We start from the raw sequence: 22689 nt of genomic DNA on the forward strand, positions 1-22689 counted from the left end.
CGCCGTCGCTACCCTCGATGACATGGGCGGTCCCGAATCCCTCTTCGTTCCCGGCGCCACGACGGCCGGCCCCGTCGGCGACCGGGACCTGCGCGTCTCCGACGCCGAACGTGAGCACGTCGGCCAGCTGCTGCAACGCGCCGTCGGCCTCGGCATGCTCTCGCTCGGCGAGTTCACCGAACGCATGGACACCGCGCTCGCCGCGAAGACCCGCGGTGAACTCAACGCCGTGCTCGTCGACCTGCCCGGCATGCGGGTGGCGGGCGCGCCGCAGCCCGCCGCGATGCCGCGCCCGCGCCCGGTCCCGCCCGGCGGTGCGATCCCCGGCCTGATCCGCAGCCGCCTCTCCGGCGTGCACCGCCGCGGACCCTGGCAGGTGCCGCCGGTCCTGCACCTGAACAACCTGCTCTCGGGCGTCACCCTGGACTTCACCGAGGCGGTCATGCAGACCCAGATCGTCGAGATCAAGGTCGACGACTACCTCAGCGGGCTCACCCTGCTGGTCCCCGCTGCGGCCACCGTCGACCTCAACGGCCTGGAACTCATCGGCTCCGGCGTCACCAACAAGGTCCGCACCGGTCCACCCATCGGTCCGCTGCACCTGGTCGTGCACGGCCGCGTCCGCTTCGGCTCGGTCACCGCGAAGTACCCGCTCATGGTCCAGTGGCGCCGTTTCCTCGGCTCCTGACCGTTTTCGGGTAGGAACTGGCACCCCGGCAGGGGTTTCTACTCATGTCCCGCGCGGCCCGCGCGCCGACGATGAGGACATGAGTACTTCGATCGATCCCGCGCTCGTCGCCCGCCTCTCGGGCGAGTTCACCACGCTGGGTGCCCGGATGGGGCAGCTCGGCGGTGACCTGGAGGTGCTGCGCGCACAGTTGCAGGGGGAGATCGCGGGTGCGCCCGCGCCGGGTCGGACCGCGGTGTACCCCGGGTTCGTGGCGGCACCGGCGCCGACTCCGGCGTCGCCCGATCCGGGCGCGACAGCGACTCCGCATGCGACTTCGCCCGATCCGGTCCCGGCGGGGCCGATGCTCGATGCGGCATCCGGGGCTCCGGCTGCTACCGGGATCACCACCTCGCCTACCCGTGGGACGGACGGTGGTGCGTCCGACTCGGGCGAAGGCGTTACCGGAGATGCGGCGATACCGGGCGATCCGCCAGGAAGGGCGGTTGCCGCGGAGGCGGGCGATCGTGTGGTCGCTGACAGCGCGGTTCGCGATGCACCGGCGGCGGTTCCGCCGTGGGGTGCTCCCGCAGGCGCTGGAGCTGGATCGGTTCCGGGGGCTTCCCCTGCGGCCGCGTCGACCGGTGCCCCCGCCGGAGTTGCCGGGGTGGGGGCGAATCCCGGAGTTCCCGGCGCTGCGGCGTCGAATATCGCAGCGAGCGGGGGTATTCCGGCTCCGGGCGGAGTGCCTGTCGCCAGTGGACAGATGCCCGGCATTGCACCGGTCGGTGGTGGCCAGGTGCCTGGCGCTGCGCCGGTTGGTGGCCAGGTGGCTGGTGGTGTGTCGGTCGGTGGTGGCGACGTGGTCGGGGGTGTGCCGGTTGGTGGGCAGCCGCCGGTGGGCAGGTACGTCCCGGGTGGGCAGTTCGTCGGTGGGGTGCCCGGTGGTGCTGGGGTGGGGCAGTCGCCGTGGGCGCCGGGGTATGGGCGGGGGCGGCAAGTGGCTGGGGCGCAGCATGTTCCGTCGTCGTACGGGGGCTGGAACCGGGCGTCGGGGTATGGGGCGGGGCGGCCCGGTGGGGGGTGGGTGGCGCCGGTGGTGCGGGAGCCGCGGACGCCGTGGTGGCAGCGGGAAGGGGTGATTTCGCGGGCGCTGGCGGTGGCTGGTGTGGGGGTGACGCTCATCGGTGTGCTGATGTTGCTGGTGCTGGCGGCGCAGGCCGGGTTCTTCGAGCCGGTAGCGAGAGTTGTTGCCGGGGGCGCGCTTTCGGTCGGGTTGGTCGCGGCCGGGTGGCGGGTGTTCGGGCGGCCGGGTGGGCGGGTCGGCGGAATCGCGTTGGTGGCCACCGGTATTGCCGGTGCCTACCTGGATGTGGTCGCGGTGACCGGGTACTACCACTGGGTGGCACCGGGGATCGGGCTCGCGGTGGCGTTGGGGGTCGCGTCGGCGGGGGTCGGGATCGCGATGCGGTGGCAGTCGCAACCGCTGGCGGTGGGGGTGGTGCTCGGCGCGGCGGTGTTGTCGCCCGTGTTGACGACCGAGCTCCTGCTGCTGGGGTTCCTGGTGGTGTTGCAGGCGGCGGGGGTGCCGGTGCAGATGCGCCGGGAGTGGCCGGTGCTGCACGTGGCGCGGACCCTGCCGGTGGTGCTGGCCGCGCTGAGCATGATCGCGCTGAGCGGGCTGTCGGCGGCCATCGCCGGTGACGAGGTCGTCGAGGAGCGCGGCGGGCTGCTGGCAGCGGCCGTCGCCAGCGCGGTGGTGGGGCTGATCGGCGCGCTGCTGGTGGTGCGGCGGCGCAGCGGCGACATCACCGCGAGCGTGACGATCGCGCTCACCGCGCTGCCCGTCTTCGCCGCCGCGCTGCTGTTCGACCGCCCGGTGACCACGGCGATCACCGGCGCGCAGGCCGCGATCCTGCTCGGCCTGGCGGCGACGACGCTGGTCGCCGGGCTCGCCGAGCGCCTCGGGATTCCCCGGCACACCGCGCTGGTCGCCGCGCTCACCGGCGCCGTCGCCCTCCTGCTGACCTGCGTCACCGGGACCGGCGGTGAGCCGCGGCTGCTGCCGATCGCGTTCGCGACGGTGGCCCTGGCCTTCCTCGCGGTCGCGGCGACAAGCCGGACGCGGGTGAGCGCCAGCCTCGGCATCGCCTTCGCCGCACTCGGTGGACTGGTGCTGCTGGCGATGGCCACGCCGGAAACCCTGGCGCTGCACCGCCTCGCCGACCAGCGCCTCGACCTCGCGACCGCCGGTGCCGCCGTCCTCGGGCTCGGCGTCGCCGCCATGGTGGCGTGGACGGTGCCCCGGGTGCGGGGCTGGGGTGAGCAGGCGCTCGTCACCGGGGTGTGGATCGCGGTGAGTGTCGCCGGGCTCTACTACGTGCTGGTCGCGTCGGTCTCGCTGGGCGTATCCCTCGGCGGTTCGGACGGTTTCATCCTCGGCCACAGCATCGCCACCATCGTGTGGATGGCCGCGGCCACGGCCGCGCTGTTCTACGGCCTGCGCCGACTGTCCCGCTCGCCCGCCGTCGCCAAGGTCTGCCTGGTCTCGGGCCTGCTGGTGGCCGCCGCCGCGCTGGCCAAGCTGTTCCTGTTCGATCTGTCGACGCTGTCCGGCCTGGTCCGCGTTGCCGCCTTCCTGGTGGTCGGAATGCTCCTGCTGCTCACCGGAACTCGGTACGCGCGTGCCTTCGCCGACGCGGCGCCCACCCGCCCGAACAGCTAGCGGGCCCCGCCGAGGGCGGTGCCGTTTGTGCGCGCGCCCCGCATCGGACCGGCCCGGTGGTCGTCGGATGAAGCGAAATCGGAAGGGACTCAGCCGGTCCGAGCGAGACACGCCGCCGTCGCCATGGTCCGCAGGCATCGGCTGATCGAGACGTTCCCCGGCGGCAGGTTCGACCGCTCGGCTGAGCGTCGAACGAGGAAACCCACGGCGAAAGGTCGCCGTGGGTTTCCTTGCGTTCGAGCGCGGTTCGGTTCAGTTGGAGTCGTCCTCGCGACGGCGCAGCAGCTCGTTCACGCTGACCGTGCGCCCTTCGTTGCCGCTGTGCCGACCCTCCTCGGCGGCGGCGGTGCCGCGCCGGGAGGAACGCAGCTGGGCCATCCAGTTCTCGATCTCGTTGCGGCTGTCCGCCTGCGGTTCGTCGAGATCCGGTGCGCTGGTGGCACTGTCGTCCGCGGCGGGCTCCGGCGTGGCAGGCGCCTCGGGCGCGGCGGCCGTCGGCGCCGGCACGGCGGTGAAGCCGTCCGGGGCCTGCCACCGGCTCGGGTTCGACGGCGGTTCGGCGGTCTGCGGCATCGGCTCGGTCGCGGGGGGCACCTCGCCGGACGGGACGGCGGTGAAACCGGGCGGGGCCACCTGCGGGCGCACCTCCGGTCGCGCCGAGTCCTGCTCCGGCGACGGCGTGACCGGGGCGAACCGGGGTCCGCTGTCCGAGTCGGGGGCGGTGAATCCGCTCGGCGCGGCCGGGCTGCCGTTCCACGGCGAGGTCGGCTGCTGCGGTTCGACGGGAACCGAGGTGCCGAAGACACCACGCGGCTCGTCGTCCTGCTCGGGCCGCGCGACGTCGTTCGCGGGCGACTCGGCGCGATGCGCACCCGGCGTCACCGACAGATCGTCGCTCGCCGACGCCGTGCTGCGCGGCTCCGGTTCCGGCGCCTCCTCGCGGGGCGTCGGCTCGAAGCCGGTCAGCGGGGTGAATCCGCTGAACGTCCCACCCGCGGGCGGATCGACCGGCCGCGGCGTCGGCGACACGATGCTCGGCGGCGGAGTGACGATGCTCGGCGCAGGCGGCGGCACGACACCGGGCGGCGGCGTGTTCACGATGCTCGGCGCCGGCGGCGGCACCACACCACGCGGCTGCGGGGTGACGATGCTCGGCCGGGCGGGCGGCACGATGCTCGGCCGCGCGTCGGAATCCTCTGCGGGCGCGCCGAATCCGGGTGCCTCACCCGGCGTCGACACCCGGGGTGCGGACGGGCTGTAGCCGCTCGGCGGCTGCACCCGCGCCGATCCGCGCGGCGGCGGGGTATCGCGGCTCGGCGCCGCGCCCGGGGCGGTGGAAGTCGAGCCAGCGGCCGGGCCAGGAGTCGAGCCGTGGGTCGGAGTCGGGCCGGAAACGGGAGCCGGACCAGGGACGGCACCGTGACCACGGGCGGCGGCCGGACCGGGAGCGCCACCCTGACCACGCGCAGGCGCCGAGCCAGGAGCCGGAGCCGAGCCGGGGGCCGGAGCCGAGCCAGGTGCCGGAGCCGAGCCAGCGGCCGGACCAGAGCCATGGGCCGGTGCCGAGCCGGGAGCCGGAGCCGAGCCAGCGCCCGGGCCTGAGCCATGGGCCGGAGTCGAGCCAGCGGCCGGACCTGAGCCATGGGCCGGAGCCGAGCCAGCGGCCGGAGCCGAGCCATGGGCCGGAGTCGGGCCGGAAGCGGGAGCCGGGCCGGGGACGGTACCCCGACCACGAGCGGGTGCCGGGGCAGGAGCGAAGGCAGACAGATCGTGTCCACCGATGACGCCATCGATCGCGGGTCCGGAGCTCTCGCCACCGATCACCCCGGAATCGCCGGGCGTCGCGGGCGCGGCGGAATTCGCCTCCGGCGCACGGAAACCCACATCGCCGCGCGGCGCGTCCCGGCCCGGACGATCGGGGCCCGGCTCGGGCTTCGGCGGTTCGGCGCCGGGCTTGACGACCGGCAGGATCTGCGTCGGCTCACCGGTGGTGAACATCGACGGCGGCGTGGCCTCCGGCGCCTTCGCGGCCGAATCCGGTTCGGGCTTTGGCGGTTCGGCGCCCGGCTTGACGACCGGGAGCACCCGGGTCGGCTCGCCCGACAGCATCGGCGCGCGCGGACGCGTCGGATCGGGCGACATCGGCGGCCGCGGACGCGCCGGCTCGGCGGGGTCCGTGTGCTCGGTGATCTTGTCCAGGTGCGCGGTCGGCGCCTCGGCCTCGATCTCGGCGACCGTGCGCGGGCGGCGCGGGGTCTTGGCCAGCTTGCTGTCGGGGACCACCGTCATCTGCATGGTCGGCGGGTCGGTGATCGGCGTGGTCTTCACCAGGTCGACCACGGCGCCCTTCTGCGGCCGCTCGTCGTCGAGAATGGGCTCGCCGAGCCCGATCTTCTCCTGGATCCGCTTCATCCACTTCGGCGCCCACCAGCAGTCGTCGCCGAGCAGCTTCATGATCGCGGGCACCAGCAGCATGCGCAGCACGGTCGCGTCGATGAACAGCGCCGCGATCATGCCGTAGGCGATGTACTGCATCATCACCATGTCGGAGAACGCGAACGCGCCGGTCACCACCAGCAGGATCAGCGCGGCGGCGGTGATGATGCGGCCGGTCTGGGCGGTACCGATCCGCACGGCCTCGGTGGTCGACGCGCCTTGCGCGCGTGCCTCCACCATGCGGGAGAGCAGGAAGACCTCGTAGTCGGTCGACAGGCCGTAGATGATCGCGATGATCAACATCAGCACCGGGGCGCTGATCGGCTGTGGCGTGAAGTTGAGGATCCCGGAACCGTTGCCGTCGACGAAAATCCAGGTGAGGATGCCCAGGGTCGAGCCGAGTCCGAGCGCGCTCATCAGCGCGGCCTTGATCGGCAGCACCAGCGAACCGAACGTCAAGAACATCAGCACGAAGGTGGTGAACAGGACGATCAGGATCATCCACGGCATCAGTTCGAGCAGCGTGTCGATACTGTCGGCCATGAGCGTTGGCTGACCGGTGACGTACATGGTGACGCCGTCGGGAACCTCGATCGAGCGCAGGTAGTCGATCGTCGGTTCGGCACCGCCGGTGGGATCGACCAGGGTCGCCGAGGTACGGAACACCTCGGGATTGGTCGGCGACTTGGTCGGTACTTCGAACGGGCCGACCAGCCCGGGTGCCTGGTTGGCTTCTTTCCAGACCTTGCCGATCGCCACCGTGTTGTCGGAGACGAAGACCAGCTGGATGGGGTCGGTCTTCTTCTGCGGGAAGACTTCGTAGAAGTGCTCGAGCGCGGCCCTGGTCTCATTGTCCGGCGGCAGGTACTTCTCATTGATCCCGCCGAACGCCAGATTCTTGACCGGGATGATCAGCAACAACAGGCCGACCGTCACGGGGATCGCGATCTTGAGCGGGTGCCGCATCACCCAGCGGGTGAGGTTGCCCCAGAAACCGTTCTCGACTTCCTCGGCGGTCCTGGTCTTGCGGAACCACTTGAGGCCGAGCATGTCGACGCGCGGGCCGAGGATGCCCAGCATCGCGGGCAGGATCGTGACCGCGGTCAGCGCCGCCAGCGAGACGGCGGCGATGGTGCCGTAGGCGACCGAGCGCAGGAATCCCTGCGGGAAGATCAGGATGCCGCCGACGCTGGCGACGATCATCGTCGCGGAGAACACCACTGTTCGTCCAGCGGTCATCACCGATCGCCGGACGGCGGCAGGCGTGGTGTAGCCCTCTGCTAGTTCTTCGCGGAAGCGGCTGACGATGAACAGGCCGTAGTCGATCGCGAGGCCGAGACCGATCATCGAGACGACAGCGGTGACGAAGAAGTTGACTTCGACGAAGTTGGTCAACGCCATGACGACGCCGGTGGCGCCGAGAACCGTCAACCCGCCGATGATCAGCGGCAACGCGGCAGCGACGATGCCGCCGAAGATGAAGAACAGCAGGATGGCCACCGCGGGGAGGGCCAGCACTTCCATCCGCTTGACGTCGTGATCCATGGTGTCGGTCAGGGTGACCGCGATGGGCTGCAGGCCCGAGACTTCGACATCGACGCCGGGAATGGCGAAGACATCTTGCACGGCACGGTAATTGGCCATGATGACCGTGTCGTTGTCGCCGACGAGGGCGATGGCGGCGAAGCCGTGCTTTTTGTCCTTGGACCCGAATGCCGACGGCACGGCGGGCGCGTCGCCCACCTTCCAGTAGGTGCCGTTGATCTTGCTGACCTGATCCGGATGTTCGGCGAGGATCGTGGTCAGACTGCCGACGACCTTCTGCGCGAACTCGGGGTCATCGATCGTTTTGCCCTCTGGGGCGTTGTACATGACGATCACGTCGGCGTTGTGGTCGCGCCCGAACGAGCCGTCGGCGATCTGCGCGCCCTGCACCGACTCCGAGCCCGGATCGAACCAGCCGCTCTGCGACAGCCGAGGGCCGAGGCCCATGCCGTAGGCACCCAGCGCCAACATCGCCCCACCGACGACCACGATGACGGCGAAGCGGAACCGATAGACCAGATCGCCCCAGCGGGTGAACACTTAAGCGACTCCTTGACCAGGGCGAGACGTGAGTAGTGCCGACAGCGGCCGGAACGGCTGCAGCCAGGCACCCTCGTCGGGCAGCGAATCGAGGCTCACCCGCGGTAGCGGCTCCCGGAATACTCCCGGGATGTCCTCGAGGTCGACGAACTCGAGAGTATCGGAAGTCACCGCCCAACTCGCGTGCTCACGGAAACCGAGAACCTGAGCGGGGATTCCCTTGGCGGCGATGGCTTCCAGTGGTTCGCGGAAGGCCTGACCGTCGGCCGAGGCCACCATGATGCCCGCCAGACCGCCGTCGCGCTCGCGCATCGCGATATGCGCCAGCATGTCGGCGTCGACGTCGGAGTCCTCGTCGATCTTGGGCTTGGCGAAGACCGCGAAACCGACGTTGCGTAACGCCTCGACCCACGGCCGGACCACATCGGCGGTGCCGGGGGCGATATTGGTGAAGACGGTCGCCTCGGGTTCGACGCGGCCCTTCGCGCCGACCGACAGTTCGGCCGTGCGCGCGAGCAGCCAGCGGCCGAGCGCGTCGAAACGGGGGCGATAGGCGGCGGTGGGACGACCACCGAGGATGGCGCCGAGTCCCATGTCGAGGTTCGGCGCGTCCCAGACGAGCAGGACGCGTCGGACATCGGAGCCGGAACTGCTCAACGCCTCGCTGCCGGCTGCTCCCTGGGCGATTTCCGGCATCTCGGTGGCGATCTCACTCACGCTCATCTGTCGATCTTCCCCCATATGAACTCGTTGATGGCGCTACCGGCACGCAGGCCTTTGCCCTCGAACTTGGTGACGGGCCGTTCGAAACCGATCGGCGCGGTGACGCGGTTGGCGGCGCTGTCGCCGCCGGTGGTGTCGTTCAGGCCGGTGAGCAGCGGTTCCGCCGAGCCTACTTCCAGGATGTGCTCGGCGTAATCGGCATGGTCGGTGGCGACGTGCAGCACGCCGCCCGGCTTCAGCCTGCTGGCTATCAGCGCGAAGGTCGGCGCCTGCAGCAGCCTGCGCTTGTGGTGGCGTGCCTTGGGCCACGGGTCGGGGAAGAACACCCGGACGCCGGTCAGCGACTCCGGGGCAACCATGTTCTCCAGCACGTCCACGGCGTCGCCGCGCAGCAGCCGGATGTTACCGATCTCCTCGCGCTCGATCTGGCAGACCAGCTGGGCCAGACCCGGCTGGTACACCTCGATGCCGATCAGGTTCAGGTGCGGCTCGGCCTGGGCCATCGCGGCCGTCGCGGTGCCGGTCCCACAGCCGATCTCGATGACCAGCGGCGCGCTGCGGCCGAACCAGGTGTCGGCGTCGAGCGGCTCGTTGGCGACGTCGCGGCCGATCACCGGCCAGGTGCGCTCCCAGGAGACCTGCTGATTCGGCGTCAGCGCGCCGCGCCGCGAGCGGAAGCTCGTGACGCGGGGGTAGAGCCGGGAGCCCGTGGTCGAGCGGCGGCCCGCCTCGTGCGGTATCTCGGACAGCTTGGGATGGGTCGAGCCGGTGGACGGCTGCCCCGGCGCCGACTCGACAGGGTGGTTGGCGGCGTCGTTCACGCCGTCCATTGTCCAGCATGCGCCGAGCTACGTCGCAGGCGCGTGCGCTGGTCCGGACCGCGCACCGGCGATCCGCACGGTGTAGCGGCGGTGTTGCCCCAGGTCGGGGAGATGGTTCGCGACGGCCACCGGCACCCGGATCTGACACAATGCCCTCCGAAAAGGGGGTGTGCAGAATGTCGACAGCCACCGAATCCGCACAGTCACGGGCATCCGACCAGCTCGATCAGCTGATCGGGGCCATCGGTGCCGGGCGGGGGACCGATCCGGCGATCGCGGAGCGGCTGGCCGCGGCGGTCGCCCGGCGCCGCCGACCGCTGCACATCCAGGTCGCGGGGCGGGCGCTGAGCGGGCGGACCACCGTGCTGCGGGCGCTGGCGCTGCTGTCGGCGGAGGAGACCGCGCCGGTCGATCAGCCCGATCAGCCGGACCCGGTGCTCGACGGCGACCTCGTCATCTATGTCCTCGCCGGTGCGCCGCAGGCCGCCGATCACCGCGTGCTCGCCACGGTGCCGCCGGGTCGCGGGGTCGTGGTGCTGAACAAGGCCGACGCGGTCGGGGCGCGCTGGGGTGACGCGGTGGCGGCCGCCGAGCGGTCGGCCCGCGAGCTGGGGCTGCCGATCGTGCCCGTCGTCGCCTCGCTGGCCGCGCGGACCAGGGCTGGCGCGGTGGACGCCGCCGACCTGTCCGACCTGCGCAGGCTCGCGGTCGGCCCCGATGTGCCGTCGGTGCTGTCGGCCGACCTGTTCATCGGCACCGGCTCCGACCAGGACGCGCGCAGGCGGCTGATCGCCAACTGGGACCTCTACGGCGTCGACTGCGCGCTCACCGCGCTGCGCGCCGACCCCGACCTGACCTCGGCCGCGCTGATCCAGATCCTGCACTCGGCCGGTGGCGTCGACCCGCTGCACCGGCTCGTGCATCGCCGCTACGAGCAGGTGGAGGCCGTGCGCGGCGGCGAACTGCTCGACGAACTGGTCCGGCTCGCCGCGCGCGCCGTGCCCGCCGACGGCGGCCGCGCCCGCGAACTGATCGAGCAGTACCTCGTCGGCGACGACGCGCTGTGGGCCGGCCTGTGCGCGGGACTGGCCTGCCCGCAGGTCGCCCACCTGGCCGCCGGCTACCCCTCGCCCGCGCCCGCCGACGCCGACGAGGCGCTCGCCCGCGCCACCCGCTGGCGGGCCGTGGTCTCCAGCGACATGCCGCCCGCCGCCCGCCGCGCCGCCCTGCGCGTACACAACGGCTATGTGCGCGCCTGGGAACGGATGACGAGTGCCGGGCTCTGAGCAACCGGACGAGCCGCTGTCCGACGAGCTCGCGGCCGTCGTCGAGCGCTGGAATCCGCAGGGCGCCGCCCTGCTGCGGGCGATGGCGCAGGCGGGCGCCGGATCGACCGTCGCCTTCTACGCGGTCGACGACGCCAACACCACTCTGCTGCGGACCGAACTGGCCCGTTTCGAACCGCGCGTCGACCTGACCGACCCGGCCGCCGTCACCGCGTCGGCCGATCCCGTCGCCGCCCTGATCGTCTTCGACGCGGGCAGCGTGCTCGGCGCCGACATGCTCGCCGTGATCGACCGCCTGCGCGCCGCGGGCGAGCGGATAGTGCTCGCCATGAACGGCTTCCACGCCTATCAGGACTGGCAGGCGATCCGCGAACGCAGCCTCGCCCTGCTGGCGGCGCGCGGCATCACCGACCTGCCCGTGCTGCCGGTCTCGGCCCGGCTGTCCGCCGCGGCCCGCGCCGCCGACGACTCCGCCCTGCTCGACCGCTCCGGCCTGGCCGCGCTGCACGCCGCCCTTGCCGCGGCGACCGCGCACCGGCCCACCGACGGCACCGTGCGCCGCTCGGTCGTGCTGACCAGGGTGTTCGCCGACACCAGGGCCAGGATCACCGAGCAGGTCACCGCGCTGCGGGCGGGCGCCGAGTCGACCCGGCTGCGCGAGGAACGGGTGGCGCTGCTGGCCGAGCGGGACGGCGGTCGCCAGACCGGGCTGTCCGCGGTGCGCAGCCAGGTCCAGCTGGCCCGCGTCGACCTGACCACCGAGGTCGGCGCGCTGGTGCGCGCCCTGCACACCCGCTCGCGCACCGAGCTCGACCGCTGCGACCGCGCCGAGCTGCGCGCCTACCCGCAGCGGTTGCGGCAGGCCGTGGCCGAGCTGTCGGTGGCGGTCGACACCGCGATCGACGCCAGGGTGATCGAGACCGCCCGCCGGGTCGGCACCGCCCCGCCCGCGGCACGCAGGCACGATCCGGCCCCGCAGGTCGGCCCCGATCCCGAGCCGAGACACCGTGGTGTCGAAGATCACCTCATGATCGCCCTCGGCGCGTCGGCTGGCGTCGGCCTCGGTCGACTGGTCGTCGCGCCGCTGTCGCTGGTGCCCGCGCTGGACGCCGCGAGCGTCCCGGTGACGCTGCTGCTCGGCGCCGGCGCGGCCTACTGGGTGGTGCGCGCGCGAGGTCAGCTCGCCGAGCGCAATCACCTCTCGCAGTGGGTGGCCGAGGCGCTGGTGAATGTGAAAGCCCAGCTCGAGCAGCGTGTCGCCGCGGTTCTGGTGGATGTCGAGGCAGAATTGGCCGAGCACGTCATCCGGGAATCGACGGCGCGCGCGGTCGCGGTCGACCGCCGGGTCGGCGAGCTGGACACCCTCGCGCGACGCCTCGTCGCCGAGCGCCCGGCGCAGCTGGCGGCGTGCGAGCGAGACCTCGCCGCGCTGGATCGCGCCGAGGCCGTGATTGGGTGATCGACCTGTGGGTAGTTAACAGTGAACCGGATTCCCAACCCGATTCAATATCGATCGTCATATCGCGTTAACCTTTAACCAGGAACCTGGGCGTCCGCTCCGTGCCAGTCGATGCGCGGCCTCCGTCCATGGACGTCGCTGTACGCCGTCCATTTGGGGTTGTGCGGTGGTTGGTTCGCTGCGGACGCCTTCCCGCCCGGTGGCGATCGATGGACTTCGCATCGAAGAACCGCCCATCTCAGGAGAGTTTTCATGACCTCAGCGACCATTCCTGGTCTTCGTGGATCCGACGGCACGGCGCCGACCGAGCACAGTGAACTGCTCGCCTGGGTACAGGAAGTCGCAGAGCTCACTCAGCCGGATCGCGTGGTCTGGGCCGACGGCTCCGACGCGGAATGGGATCGCCTGACCACCCAGCTGGTCGAGGCGGGCACCTTCAAGAAGCTCGACGAGAAGAAGAAGCCGAACTCGTTCCTGGCGCTGTCGGACCCGTCCGACGTCGCCCGCGTCGAGTCGCGCACCTACATCTGCTCCAAGACCGAGGCCGACGCCGGTCCGACCAACAACTGGGTCGACCCCGCCGAGATGCGCGCCACCATGACCGAGCTGTACCGCGGCTCGATGAAGGGCCGCACCATGTACGTGGTGCCGTTCTGCATGGGCCCGCTCGGTGCCGAGGACCCCAAGCTGGGCGTGGAGATCACCGACTCGGAGTACGTCGTCGTGTCGATGCGCGTGATGACCCGCATGGGTCAGGCCGCGCTGGACAAGCTGGGCGCCGACAAGCCGTTCGTGAAGGCGCTGCACTCGGTGGGTGCCCCGCTCGCCGAGGGCGAGGCCGACGTGCCGTGGCCGTGCAGCGACACCAAGTACATCACCCACTTCCCCGAGGACCGTGAGATCTGGTCCTTCGGTTCCGGCTACGGCGGCAACGCCCTGCTCGGCAAGAAGTGCTACTCGCTGCGTATCGCCTCGGCGATGGCCCACGACGAGGGCTGGCTGGCCGAGCACATGCTGATCCTCAAGCTGATCTCGCCGGAGAACAAGAACTACTACGTCGCCGCCGCGTTCCCGAGCGCCTGTGGCAAGACCAACCTCGCGATGATCCAGCCGACCATCCCGGGCTGGCGCGCGGAGACCCTGGGCGACGACATCGCCTGGATGCGCTTCGGCGAGGACGGCCGGCTCTACGCCGTGAACCCGGAGTTCGGCTTCTTCGGCGTCGCGCCGGGCACCAACCGCAGCTCCAACCCCAACGCGATGGCCACCATCGAGGCGGGCAACACCGTCTACACCAACGTCGCCCTGACCGACGACAACGATGTGTGGTGGGAGGGCCTCGAGGGCGAGCCCGATCACCTGATCGACTGGAAGGGCAACGACTGGAACCTCCGCGAGTCGGAGACCCTGGCCGCGCACCCGAACTCGCGCTACTGCACCCCGATGTCGCAGTGCCCGATCCTGGCCCCCGAGTGGGACGACCCGCAGGGCGTGCCGATCTCGGCGATCCTGTTCGGCGGTCGCCGCAAGACCACCGTCCCGCTGGTGACCGAGTCGTTCGGCTGGGAGCACGGCGTGTTCATGGGCGCCACCATGGGCTCGGAGCAGACCGCCGCCGCCGAGGGCAAGGTCGGCACCGTCCGCCGCGACCCGATGGCGATGCTGCCGTTCCTCGGCTACCACGTGGGCGACTACCTCAACCACTGGATCAACCTCGGCAAGAACGCCGACGCGAACAAGCTGCCGAAGATCTTCTACGTCAACTGGTTCCGCCGTGGTGGCGACGGCCGCTTCCTGTGGCCCGGATTCGGTGAGAACTCCCGCGTGCTGGAGTGGATCGTCGGCCGCATCGAGGGCCGTTCGGGCGCCGAGGCGACCGCGGTGGGCAATGTCCCGTCGGCTTCCGACCTCGACCTGGAAGGCCTCGACGTGGTCGTCGGCGACGTCGACGAGGCGCTCGCGGTGAACGTCGAGGAGTGGCGCAACGAGATCCCGTCGATCGAGGAGTGGTTCCAGTTCGTCGGCGACAAGCTGCCCTCGGGCGTGCGTGACGAGTTCGAGGCCCTCAAGGAGCGCCTGGGCTGATCCGCCCCGCGACAGCGAACCGCCCGTACCGCACTGCGGTACGGGCGGTTTCGTCTATTCGGCGAAGGGCGCCAGCTTGATCATCGGCAGGAAGCCCGCGCCGGTGAGCCAGTGGATGCGTCCGTCGGGGACGGCGGCGGCCTCGGCGGTGAAGCAGGCGACGAGGTGCCGCTTGAAGTCCTGGCGCGGGTGCCGGACGAGCAGGTCGTCGACGAAGCCCGCGTCGAGATCGGCCAGCCGTCGCCCCAGGACGTCGACCGAGGCGCCCGCGGAGACGAAACCGCCGGGATCGGCCAGGTTCTCGGCCGCGTCCGGATTGAGGTGGGCGGCGATCGCGGCGCCGATCGCCGCCGCGCGCTCGGCGGGCGCGCCGTGCCGGACCGCGAACGCGTTCGCCGTCTCGCCGCCGACCACGGCGAAACACCGGCCCGGCGTCGGCTGTTCGAGTTCCAGGTCGTGCAGCAGGCTGGCCACGTAGCCGATCTCGTCGTCGTGGTCGACGCCGTCGAGCTCGGCGAGGGCGCGGGCGAAGAAGTAGGTGCGGTACGAGTGCGCCAGCATCGTGTCCGAAAGCCGTTCGCGCGCTTCGGCTTCGGCGGCGCGAGCGAGCGCGGTGTCCGGCAGCCGCAGTTCGGCCAGCGCCAGCCGCCCCGAGCCGCGCCTGCCGAGTGCCTGCCGCACGCGGCCCGGCACCATCGCGGGCACGGTGCGCAGCAGGCGCACGGTGAGCGCCCGGCGCTGGGCGGCGGTCAGATTCCCGCCGGTGCTGGTGGCCCACTCCCAGTCGAGGGCGGGTGTCACGGTGAGCATGTTCGGTCTCCTCCGACGCGTGTTTCGCGATGTCCGTCGAGTGTCGCGGAGCGGACCCGGCCGGTGAAGTGGCGGAAATGCCAGCAATGCGTGGATACGTGCCAAACTGGAGCCATGATCGAGGTCGCCGCGCTGGTACTGGACGGGGTGATGACGTTCGACCTGGCCTGCGCGGTGCAGACGTTCCGGCACGGGCCCGGCGTCACCGGCGAACCGGTGGGCTTCGCGATGCGCACCTGCGGGGTCAGGCCCGGTCCGGTGTGGACGCCGAACGGCTTCGACCTGCGGGTGGAACACGGCCTGGAACTCCTGGCCGAGGCCGATCTGATCGTCGTCCCCGGTATCGGCCTGCCGACGCTGCCGACGCCGGAACCCGTGCTCGACGCCCTGCGCGCGGCGGCCGATCGCGGCACGACGATCGCCAGCATCTGCATCGGCGCCTTCGTGCTCGCCCAGGCCGGGCTGCTCGACGACCGCCCGGCCACCACCCACTGGGGCTACTGCGACCAGTTCGCCGAGCTCTATCCGGCGGTGAAACTCGACCCGACGGCCCTCTACATCGACGACGGCGACATCCTCACCTCGGCGGGCCTGTCGGCCGGCCTGGATCTGTGCCTGCACCTGGTGCGCCGGGAACTCGGCGCGGCCGCGGCCGCCGACCTCGCCCGCTGGAATGTGGTGCCGCCGCATCGCGAGGGCGGCCAGGCGCAGTACATCCCGCGGCCGCTGGGCGGCCCCGATCCGCACGGTGGCCTGGCCGCCACGCTGACCTGGGCGGCCGCGAATCCCGAAGTCGCCCGCGATGTCTCGGCCATGGCCGCGCACGCGCTGATGAGTGAGCGCACGTTCATCCGCCGCTTCAAGGCGGAGGTCGGGGCCACCCCGGGCGCCTGGCTCGACGCGCAACGGCTCGGTCGCGCGCGGGAACTACTCGAGCGCACCGACCTTCCGGTGGAGGCGGTCGCGCAGCGCGCCGGGTTCGGCAGTGTGACGGCGTTGCGTGATCATCTGCGCGTCGCCACCGGACTCACGCCCTCGGCGTATCGGCGCTCGCTGCGGCACTGACACGGTTCCGTCGGAATCCCGATTCCGCCGCGGTTTTCGGGGCGGCGGGCGGTGATCAACTGGACAAGCGAACTATGAGTTTCCGGACAGATTCCGGCGTGGACGATTTCCCCGACTCGATTCTGGGTACATCTGTCGATGTCAGAGGGTCGCTGCCGTTGGGTGGGAGTCGTGACTTATATTCCTGGTCAGGCTCCTCCGCACGTCGCACCATCCGAGCTAACTCCCTTTCGAGACTCCAGCACCGCCGATGCGGTCCCGATGAGATCGACGCTGAGAGGTGGTTGACGCATGACCGATGTGGTGACCGGATACGGGTCCGACACCTACTCGAGTACCCCGCTGCAACGCGTGGCGGGACGTTTGCAGAGCGCACTGCCGCCGGGGTGGCGGGTCGACGTGGTCGACCTGCCACCCCGCGGTCAAGTGGCCGGACAGCCGGTACTGCGGGTGCAGATGCCGGAGAACTGAACGACTACTCCGCCGTCCAGCCCATCGGCATCAGCACGGACTTCTGCTCGCAGAACGCGTCCAGGCCCTCCGGGCCGTTCTCGCGGCCGATGCCCGAGTTCTTGTACCCACCGAAGGGCGCGGTGGGGTCGAAGGCGTACCAGTTGATGGCATAGGTGCCGGTGCGCACCTTCGCCGCGATCTCGAGGCCGTGGTCGATGTCGGTGGTCCACACCGAACCGGCGAGGCCGTAGTCGGAGTCGTTCGCGATGGCGATCGCCTCCTCCTCGGTCTCGTACGGGATCACCGAGAGCACCGGGCCGAAGATCTCCTCCTGGGCGATGGTGCTCGCGTTGTCGACGTCGGCGAAGATCGTCGGCTCGACGAACCAGCCGCGTTCGACGCCGGCCGGCCTGCCGCCGCCGAGGACCAGGCGCGCGCCCTCTTCCTTGCCCTTGGCGATGTAGCCCTCCACCCGCTCGCGCTGCTTCTCGCTGATCAGCGGGCCGAGCTGGGTGGCCGGGTCGGTCGGGTCGCCTGCCTGCATGGTCTTGACGTGCGCGACCAGCGCGTCGACGATCTCGTCGTAGCGGCTGCGCGGGGCGAGGATGCGGGTCTGGGCGACGCAGCCCTGTCCGCTGTTCATCAACCCGGAGAACGCGAGCACGGGAATGCTGGCGGCGAGGTCGACGTCCTCGAGCACGATGGCGGCCGACTTGCCGCCGAGCTCCAGCGAGACCGTCTTGAGCTGCTCGCCCGCGATCGCGGCCAGCTTGCGGCCGACCGCGGTGCTGCCGGTGAAGGTCACCTTGTCGACGCCGGGGTGGCTCGCGAGGTACTCGCTCTCCGCGGCGTCGGCGGGCAGGACCGAGAGCACGCCGTCCGGCAGGCCGGCCTCGGTGAAGATGTCGGCGAGGATGTTGGCCGTCAGCGGGGTGAGCGGCGAGGGCTTGAGCACCACGGTGCAGCCGGCCAGCAGGGCGGGGCCGAGCTTGTTGGCGGCCAGGAACAGCGGGACGTTCCAGGCGGTGATCGCCGCGACGACGCCGCGGGGTTCCCGTGAGACGCGCGAGGTTCCGAACAGGCCGGTGCGAGTGTCGTTCCACTGGAACGTCTTCGCCAGCGCCGCCCAGGCGTCCAGCGCGGCGACGGCCGGAAGCTGGTTGAGCGTCAAGGCGGCTAACGAAGGCGCGCCCATCTCCGCGGTGAGCGCGGCGAGCAACTCGGGCGAACGCTGCTCGATCAGTCGGGCCGCCTTGGTGAGCACCTCTGCTCGTTCCAGTGGCGGTGTGGATGGCCACGGTCCGCTGTCGAAGGCGTCGCGGGCCGCGGCGACCGCGGCGTCCACATCGGCCTTCGTCACCGCGGGCACGCTGCCGACGGTCTCCTCCGTTGCGGGTGAGACCACGGAAATGCGGTCACTACCGGCAGGGGTGGTCCACTTCCCGCCGATGAACAGACTGTCGTAGTGCATAAGAACACGTTACAGTTTTGTGGCCGGGTTGTCTGCAACACGTTCTAATTCGCTGTGCCGCAACGACTGTGAACAGGGCGAATTCCAACCTGTCGGTTCGCTTTTCGGGTAAACGCACTATTGCGTTCTGTTGTTGAAAAGGGGATGCTTTAGCTACTGATCAGCTCGCTCGATTCATCAGACCTTTACAGCGAATTGGGGAGACCGACTCATGGCTGTGCAAGTGATCGGCCGATCGTTGATGACCAGCGACCAGACCGACCATCAAGCGAAGAGTGTAGGCAGCGGGGGATGGGTTGTGTCATTCCTGCCCGGCCGGACGCTCACGATCGAGCAGGCAACTGCCGCCATTCAGGCCGCTGAGGCGGTCGCGATGGTCGGGGCGCTGGCTGATCAGGTCGGCCTGACCACGTTGGAGACGGTGGGCCTGGCGATTCAGGAGTCGCCGTGGGTGGCCGCGCTACCCGAGCCGGTCCGCCGGTCGCGTCGATTGAGCTGGCTGGCCTGATCGCCCTTGGTGGCCACGACCACCAGGTTGCTCACCAGTAGCTCGCGGATCACCGGAACTCGAACCAGCCACCACGCCCAGCGCGGGTGGTACCGGGGGAAGACCGTCCGGACGTCGGCTGAAGTCGTTGCCGCCCAGCGCAAACCGTCGGCGGCGGTCACCGCGAACAGTGACCTGCCGAACCTGTTCTTCGGTTCCCTGCCGTGCTTACGGCGGTACCGGCGGGCCGCGTACTCGCCACCGAGGTAGTGCCAGAGGCCGGTCTCGTGACCACCGAAGGGCCCGTGCCACACCGTGTAGGAGTACACGATGAGGCCACCGGGCTTGGTCACGCGCACCATCTCCTCCGCCATCACCCACGGGTGCGGCACGTGCTCGGCCACGTTCGAGGAGAAGCAGACGTCGAAGGCGTCGTCACGGAACGGCAGTGCCATGCCCGATCCGCGGACCGACCCGGAGACCCGCAGGCCGGCGGCGTGCATCTCGGACGGATCGGGCTCGACCGACACGTAGCGCGCCCCCGCCGCGGTGAACTCGTCGGCGAAGTACCCGGGGCCGCCGCCCACGTCGAGGACGACGGTGCCGGTGAGGTCGCGGCCGGTGATGTCGGCGTAGAAGTCGCCGATCAGGTCGGCGCTGTCGGTGGCGATGCCGCCGTAGAACCTGGCCGGGTCGGACTGCTCGAACCGGAAGCTGGTGAGCAGCCGCAGGGAGCGGCGCAGCGTCGCGCGGCGCGCGAACCTGGACTGGTCGCGGCGCTGGACGGGCTGCTCGGTTCTCGGCAGGGATGCGGTCGGCACGGCCAGAGTTTATGGGCAGCGTCACCGGGGCCGATCGCGTGGTCCGGCGGGACACAGCTGGACGGACGTGCCGATACAGATGTGTCGCGCAGACCACACCCGCTAGGGTGGGTGCCGACCTTTGTCCTCGACCGAACCGATTGCGAGCCCCGACCGTGCGTGAAGTCCTCCTGCTGTGCTGGCGTGACACGGGGCACCCGCAGGGCGGCGGCAGCGAGCGGTACCTGGAGCAGGTCGGCGCCCAGCTGGCCGCCCGCGGTATCAAGGTCACCCTGCGGACGGCCGGTTACCCGGGCGCGGCGCGCCGCGAGCGGATCGACGGCATCGACATCAGCCGCGCGGGCGGTCGCTTCACCGTCTATCCCCGGGCGCTGGCCGCCATCGTCGCAGGTCGACTGGGGATCGGACCGCTGCGCGGAGTGCGCCCCGACGTCGTGATCGACACCCAGAACGGCATCCCCTTCTTCGCCGCCGCCACCGGTGTGCCCTCGGTGGTGCTGGTGCACCACGGCCACCGGGAGCAGTGGCCGGTCGCGGGCAAGCTGGTCGGGCGGATCGGCTGGTGGATCGAGTCGCGGCTCTCGCCGCGCGTGCACCGCGACAACCAGTACCTGACCGTCTCGCTGCCCTCGGCCGAGGAGCTGGCGGTGCTCGGCGTCGACCGCGAGCGCATCGCCGTCGTGCGCAACGGCGCCGAGCCGGTGCCCGCCGAGGTCGTCCCCGGCGCCGACGGCACCCGCGCCACGCATCCGCGCATCGCCGTGCTGTCGCGCCTGGTTCCGCACAAGCAGATCGAAGACGCGCTGACCGCCGTCGCCGCCCTGCGCGGGCGCTTCCCCGACGTGCACCTCGACGTGATCGGCGACGGCTGGTGGGCGCCGAACCTGCGCGCCTGCGCCGACGAGCTCGGCATCGCCGACGCCGTCACCTTCCACGGCCACGTCGACGAACAGCGCAAGCACGAGATCCTGTCGACCGCGTGGGTGCATGTGATGCCGTCGCGCAAGGAAGGCTGGGGCCTGGCCGTCATCGAGGCGGCCCAGCACGGCGTGCCGACCATCGGCTACCGCAGCTCGCGCGGCCTCACCGACTCCATCGTCGACGGCGTCACCGGACTGCTCGTCGACGACGCCCCCGCACTGGCCGAGGCGGCCGCCGACCTGCTGGCCGATCCGGAGACCCGGCTCATGATGGGCGAGAAGGCGCGGGCCCGCGCGCGGGAATTCTCCTGGGAGCAGACCGGTTCCGGGGTCTACGAGGTGCTGTCCGCCGCCGCCCGAGGCGCGTTCGTCACCGGTTTGGTCGCCCCGCCCGCGCGGGACTGACGCGCGAAAGCAGTGCGGCGGTGAGCAGTCCGCCGATCAGCAGCGTCGCCCACAGCAGGTGCGCCGCCGCGGAAATCCAGCGTTGCGCCGGCGTGGCGATGTCGGTGGGAGCGTGGTCCGCCACCCGGTACAGGGCCAGATCCGCGTCCTGATAAGCCAGTTCGGCTGCGGCGAGGGTTTTCCCGGAGTCGCCGAGCGGGCCGGGAGTGGTGCGCTCCACGACGATCCAGCCGACCCCGAGTGCCGCGATCTCGGCCGGGCTCGCGCCCCTGAGCAGCGCGTCTTCGACCCGGCGCGCCCGGTTGCCCTCACCGTTGACGGCGTAGCCCCGGACCCGCAGCTCACCGGTTTGCAGCACGTCGTTCGGCAGGATGCGCGGCGCCGGATCGAGCACGGGAGCGGTTCCGCTGTAGGGGAATCGGCGGAACATGCCGGTCGGGAGAACGGCCACATCGCCGGGCCCGTCCACGCGCTCGACGACCTGCGCCCACCCCGCCGGGTAGTGCGCCGGCCGCATCTCGCCGCCGACACCCCAGGCCAGATCGGCCAGCGGGAGGATCAGCAGGGCGATGAAAAGGGCGGCCACCGTGGAGGTTCCGCGTTCGGTTCGTGCGGTGGCTGTTGTCGGAACGGCGATGTCCGTGTTCCCCGGATCGGCGTTGTCCGAGGCCGCCGGTCCAGCGTCGACCGGGCCTGTTGGTGCAGCTTGGCTGGCGTCCGCTGGGTCGGCGTCGGTGGAGTCTGTCGGCGCAGCTCCGCTGGCATCCGCTGGACCGGCGTCGATCGAGCCGGTGAGCTCGGCGTGGGTCGACTCCGTCGGAACGGCTTCGGCGGAGTTCGTCGGTCCGGCGAGGGACGAGTCCACCGGACCGGCGTGCTGGAAGTCCTGGCCTGTCGTTGGACCCGGTTGTGCCGATGCTGTCCGGCGGGCCCATCGGAGGGCGGTTCCGCACGCGGCTGCCGCGCAGAGCGCGTAGGCAGGCATCGCCAGCGCGACGTATTTCTGCGTGTCGCGCAGCAGACCCGCGCCGGGGACATGCACCACCAGCCACTCGCCGACCGCGAGACCGGGGCCGGTCGCACCGAGTGCGGGCAGCACGATCGCCAGTGCGGCGATCATCAGCAGTGCCCGGCCGTCGCGGCCCAGCGCCCACACCGTGCGCACGCCGAGCGCGACGATGCCGAGCAACAGCACGGTGCCGACCAGGGCCAGCGGTGTCGTCCGGGTGGCGGGCACCGCCTCGCTGTTCCAGATCCCGCCCAGCCCGGCCAGGCTGCCCAGGGTGCCGAGCCACGGCTCAGCCCTGGCCGCGAACGCCGACACACCCGCTGGATCCGACGGTTCGGCGCCGGAACCGAGCGCCGTCGCAGTCAGCCAGGGCGCGCACGTGAGGACCCACAGCACCGTGGCGGGCAGGAAAGCCCGCCGACCAACCAGCGCGAGCCCGATGATCGCGGCCAGCAGCGACCCCGTCGGCGTCAGCCCGGCCGCCGCGAAACCCGCCGTCAGCGCAGCCCAGGCCCCGATCGCCGCGCTCCTCGTGAAGGATGTGTTGCCGTCGGCCGTGGTGCTGTGTGCCGCGTTCCTGTCGGGGGACGTTGTGCGGTCGGCCGTAGGGCGGTGTGTCGCGCTGCTGCCGGAGGTCGCTGCGCCGTCGGCCGTGGTGCCGTGTGTCGCTCTCCCACCGGAGGATGCTGTGCCGTCGGCCGTGGTGCGGTGTGTCGCGGTCCTGCTGGAGGTCGCTGTGCGGTCGGCCGTGGTGCCGTGTGCCGCGCTCCTGCTGGAGGATGCCCCGTCGGCCGTGGTGCGGTGTGTCGCGCTGCTGCCGGAGGTCGCTGCGCCGTCGGCCGTGGTGCCGTGTGTTGCTCTCCCGCCGGAGGATGCTGTGCCGTCGGCCGTGGTGCGGTGTGTCGCGGTCCTGCTGGAGGTCGCTGTGCGGTCGGCCGTGGTGCCGTGTGCCGCGCTCCTG

Annotated in this window: 17 protein-coding genes; 10 read left to right on the forward strand and 7 right to left on the reverse strand. The window is 71.2% G+C overall.

Translation table 11 applies throughout. The annotated features are described in order from the left end of the window. Positions 1–22 precede the first annotated feature (22 nt). Both ACFVW6_RS01370 and ACFVW6_RS01375 read left to right on the forward strand, forming a co-directional pair. Positions 23–688: a DUF1707 domain-containing protein gene (locus tag ACFVW6_RS01370; protein WP_378824238.1), complete on the forward strand. Its 666-nt coding sequence runs from the start codon at positions 23–25 to the stop codon at positions 686–688. Between the two features lie 1138 nt (positions 689–1826). Beyond that, positions 1827–3392, forward strand: a complete 1566-nt coding sequence (locus ACFVW6_RS01375) for a DUF2339 domain-containing protein (protein WP_387790905.1) — start codon at positions 1827–1829, stop codon at positions 3390–3392. Between the two features lie 252 nt (positions 3393–3644). Here ACFVW6_RS01375 and ACFVW6_RS01380 read toward each other — a convergent pair whose 3' ends face one another. From ACFVW6_RS01380 to trmB, 3 genes are read right to left on the reverse strand one after another with little or no spacing between them, the layout of a single operon-like run. Continuing rightward, the gene (locus ACFVW6_RS01380) at positions 3645–7913 is read right to left on the reverse strand and encodes an MMPL family transporter (RefSeq protein WP_387790434.1); all 4269 of its coding nucleotides are present in this window, start codon (positions 7911–7913) and stop codon (positions 3645–3647) included. Beyond that, entirely contained in the window at positions 7914–8636 is a 723-nt protein-coding gene (locus ACFVW6_RS01385) for an NYN domain-containing protein (RefSeq protein WP_355274987.1), read from the reverse strand. Continuing rightward, positions 8633–9466 (reverse strand): tRNA (guanosine(46)-N7)-methyltransferase TrmB, encoded by an 834-nt coding sequence (gene trmB, locus ACFVW6_RS01390; RefSeq protein ID WP_355274985.1) that lies wholly within the window; start codon positions 9464–9466, stop codon positions 8633–8635. The genes ACFVW6_RS01385 and trmB overlap by 4 nt, the downstream gene beginning before the upstream one ends. 167 nt (positions 9467–9633) lie before the next feature. Here trmB and ACFVW6_RS01395 point away from each other — a divergent pair, with 167 nt between their 5' ends. From ACFVW6_RS01395 to ACFVW6_RS01405, 3 genes are all read left to right on the forward strand, one after another. Further along, complete coding sequence (locus tag ACFVW6_RS01395) at positions 9634–10743, forward strand: hypothetical protein (protein ID WP_357342117.1); 1110 nt, start codon at positions 9634–9636, stop codon at positions 10741–10743. Further along, positions 10730–12202 (forward strand): hypothetical protein, encoded by a 1473-nt coding sequence (locus ACFVW6_RS01400; protein WP_378824232.1) that lies wholly within the window; start codon positions 10730–10732, stop codon positions 12200–12202. The genes ACFVW6_RS01395 and ACFVW6_RS01400 overlap by 14 nt, the downstream gene beginning before the upstream one ends. A gap of 252 nt (positions 12203–12454) precedes the next feature. Beyond that, positions 12455–14287: a phosphoenolpyruvate carboxykinase (GTP) gene (locus ACFVW6_RS01405; RefSeq protein ID WP_355274978.1), complete on the forward strand. Its 1833-nt coding sequence runs from the start codon at positions 12455–12457 to the stop codon at positions 14285–14287. Between the two features lie 54 nt (positions 14288–14341). Here the strand turns inward: ACFVW6_RS01405 and ACFVW6_RS01410 are convergent, their stop codons facing one another. Beyond that, the gene (locus ACFVW6_RS01410) at positions 14342–15097 is read right to left on the reverse strand and encodes a phosphohydrolase (protein WP_357342120.1); all 756 of its coding nucleotides are present in this window, start codon (positions 15095–15097) and stop codon (positions 14342–14344) included. A gap of 114 nt (positions 15098–15211) precedes the next feature. On the opposite strand from ACFVW6_RS01410, the gene ACFVW6_RS01415 reads away from it, so the two are divergent. Both ACFVW6_RS01415 and ACFVW6_RS01420 read left to right on the forward strand, forming a co-directional pair. After that, positions 15212–16162 (forward strand): GlxA family transcriptional regulator, encoded by a 951-nt coding sequence (locus ACFVW6_RS01415; RefSeq protein ID WP_378824231.1) that lies wholly within the window; start codon positions 15212–15214, stop codon positions 16160–16162. 291 nt (positions 16163–16453) lie between these two features. Continuing rightward, on the forward strand, positions 16454–16633 hold the full coding sequence (locus tag ACFVW6_RS01420) for a hypothetical protein (protein ID WP_355274970.1): 180 nt from the start codon (positions 16454–16456) through the stop codon (positions 16631–16633). Positions 16634–16637: 4 nt separating this feature from the next. On the opposite strand, the gene ACFVW6_RS01425 is transcribed toward ACFVW6_RS01420, so the two are convergent. Continuing rightward, positions 16638–18086: an aldehyde dehydrogenase gene (locus tag ACFVW6_RS01425; RefSeq protein WP_378824230.1), complete on the reverse strand. Its 1449-nt coding sequence runs from the start codon at positions 18084–18086 to the stop codon at positions 16638–16640. 211 nt (positions 18087–18297) lie between these two features. Here ACFVW6_RS01425 and ACFVW6_RS01430 point away from each other — a divergent pair, with 211 nt between their 5' ends. Continuing rightward, positions 18298–18594 (forward strand): hypothetical protein, encoded by a 297-nt coding sequence (locus tag ACFVW6_RS01430; RefSeq protein ID WP_355274964.1) that lies wholly within the window; start codon positions 18298–18300, stop codon positions 18592–18594. Here ACFVW6_RS01430 and ACFVW6_RS01435 read toward each other — a convergent pair. After that, positions 18522–19394, reverse strand: coding sequence for a class I SAM-dependent methyltransferase (locus ACFVW6_RS01435; protein WP_355274961.1), 873 nt, complete (start codon positions 19392–19394; stop codon positions 18522–18524). The genes ACFVW6_RS01430 and ACFVW6_RS01435 overlap by 73 nt on opposite strands. A gap of 155 nt (positions 19395–19549) precedes the next feature. Here ACFVW6_RS01435 and ACFVW6_RS01440 point away from each other — a divergent pair, with 155 nt between their 5' ends. Beyond that, positions 19550–20719 (forward strand): glycosyltransferase family 4 protein, encoded by a 1170-nt coding sequence (locus ACFVW6_RS01440; RefSeq protein WP_357342122.1) that lies wholly within the window; start codon positions 19550–19552, stop codon positions 20717–20719. Here the strand turns inward: ACFVW6_RS01440 and ACFVW6_RS01445 are convergent. Further along, positions 20685–22043 (reverse strand): hypothetical protein, encoded by a 1359-nt coding sequence (locus ACFVW6_RS01445; RefSeq protein ID WP_387790441.1) that lies wholly within the window; start codon positions 22041–22043, stop codon positions 20685–20687. The genes ACFVW6_RS01440 and ACFVW6_RS01445 overlap by 35 nt on opposite strands. Positions 22044–22107: 64 nt before the next feature. Between ACFVW6_RS01445 and ACFVW6_RS01450 the strand changes: the two genes are divergently transcribed. Further along, a partial coding sequence (locus ACFVW6_RS01450) for a hypothetical protein (protein ID WP_387790444.1) occupies positions 22108–22689 on the forward strand: 582 nt, incomplete at its 3' end.

This window comes from Nocardia sp. NPDC058244 (genome assembly GCF_042882065.1).
Classification (GTDB): domain Bacteria; phylum Actinomycetota; class Actinomycetes; order Mycobacteriales; family Mycobacteriaceae; genus Nocardia.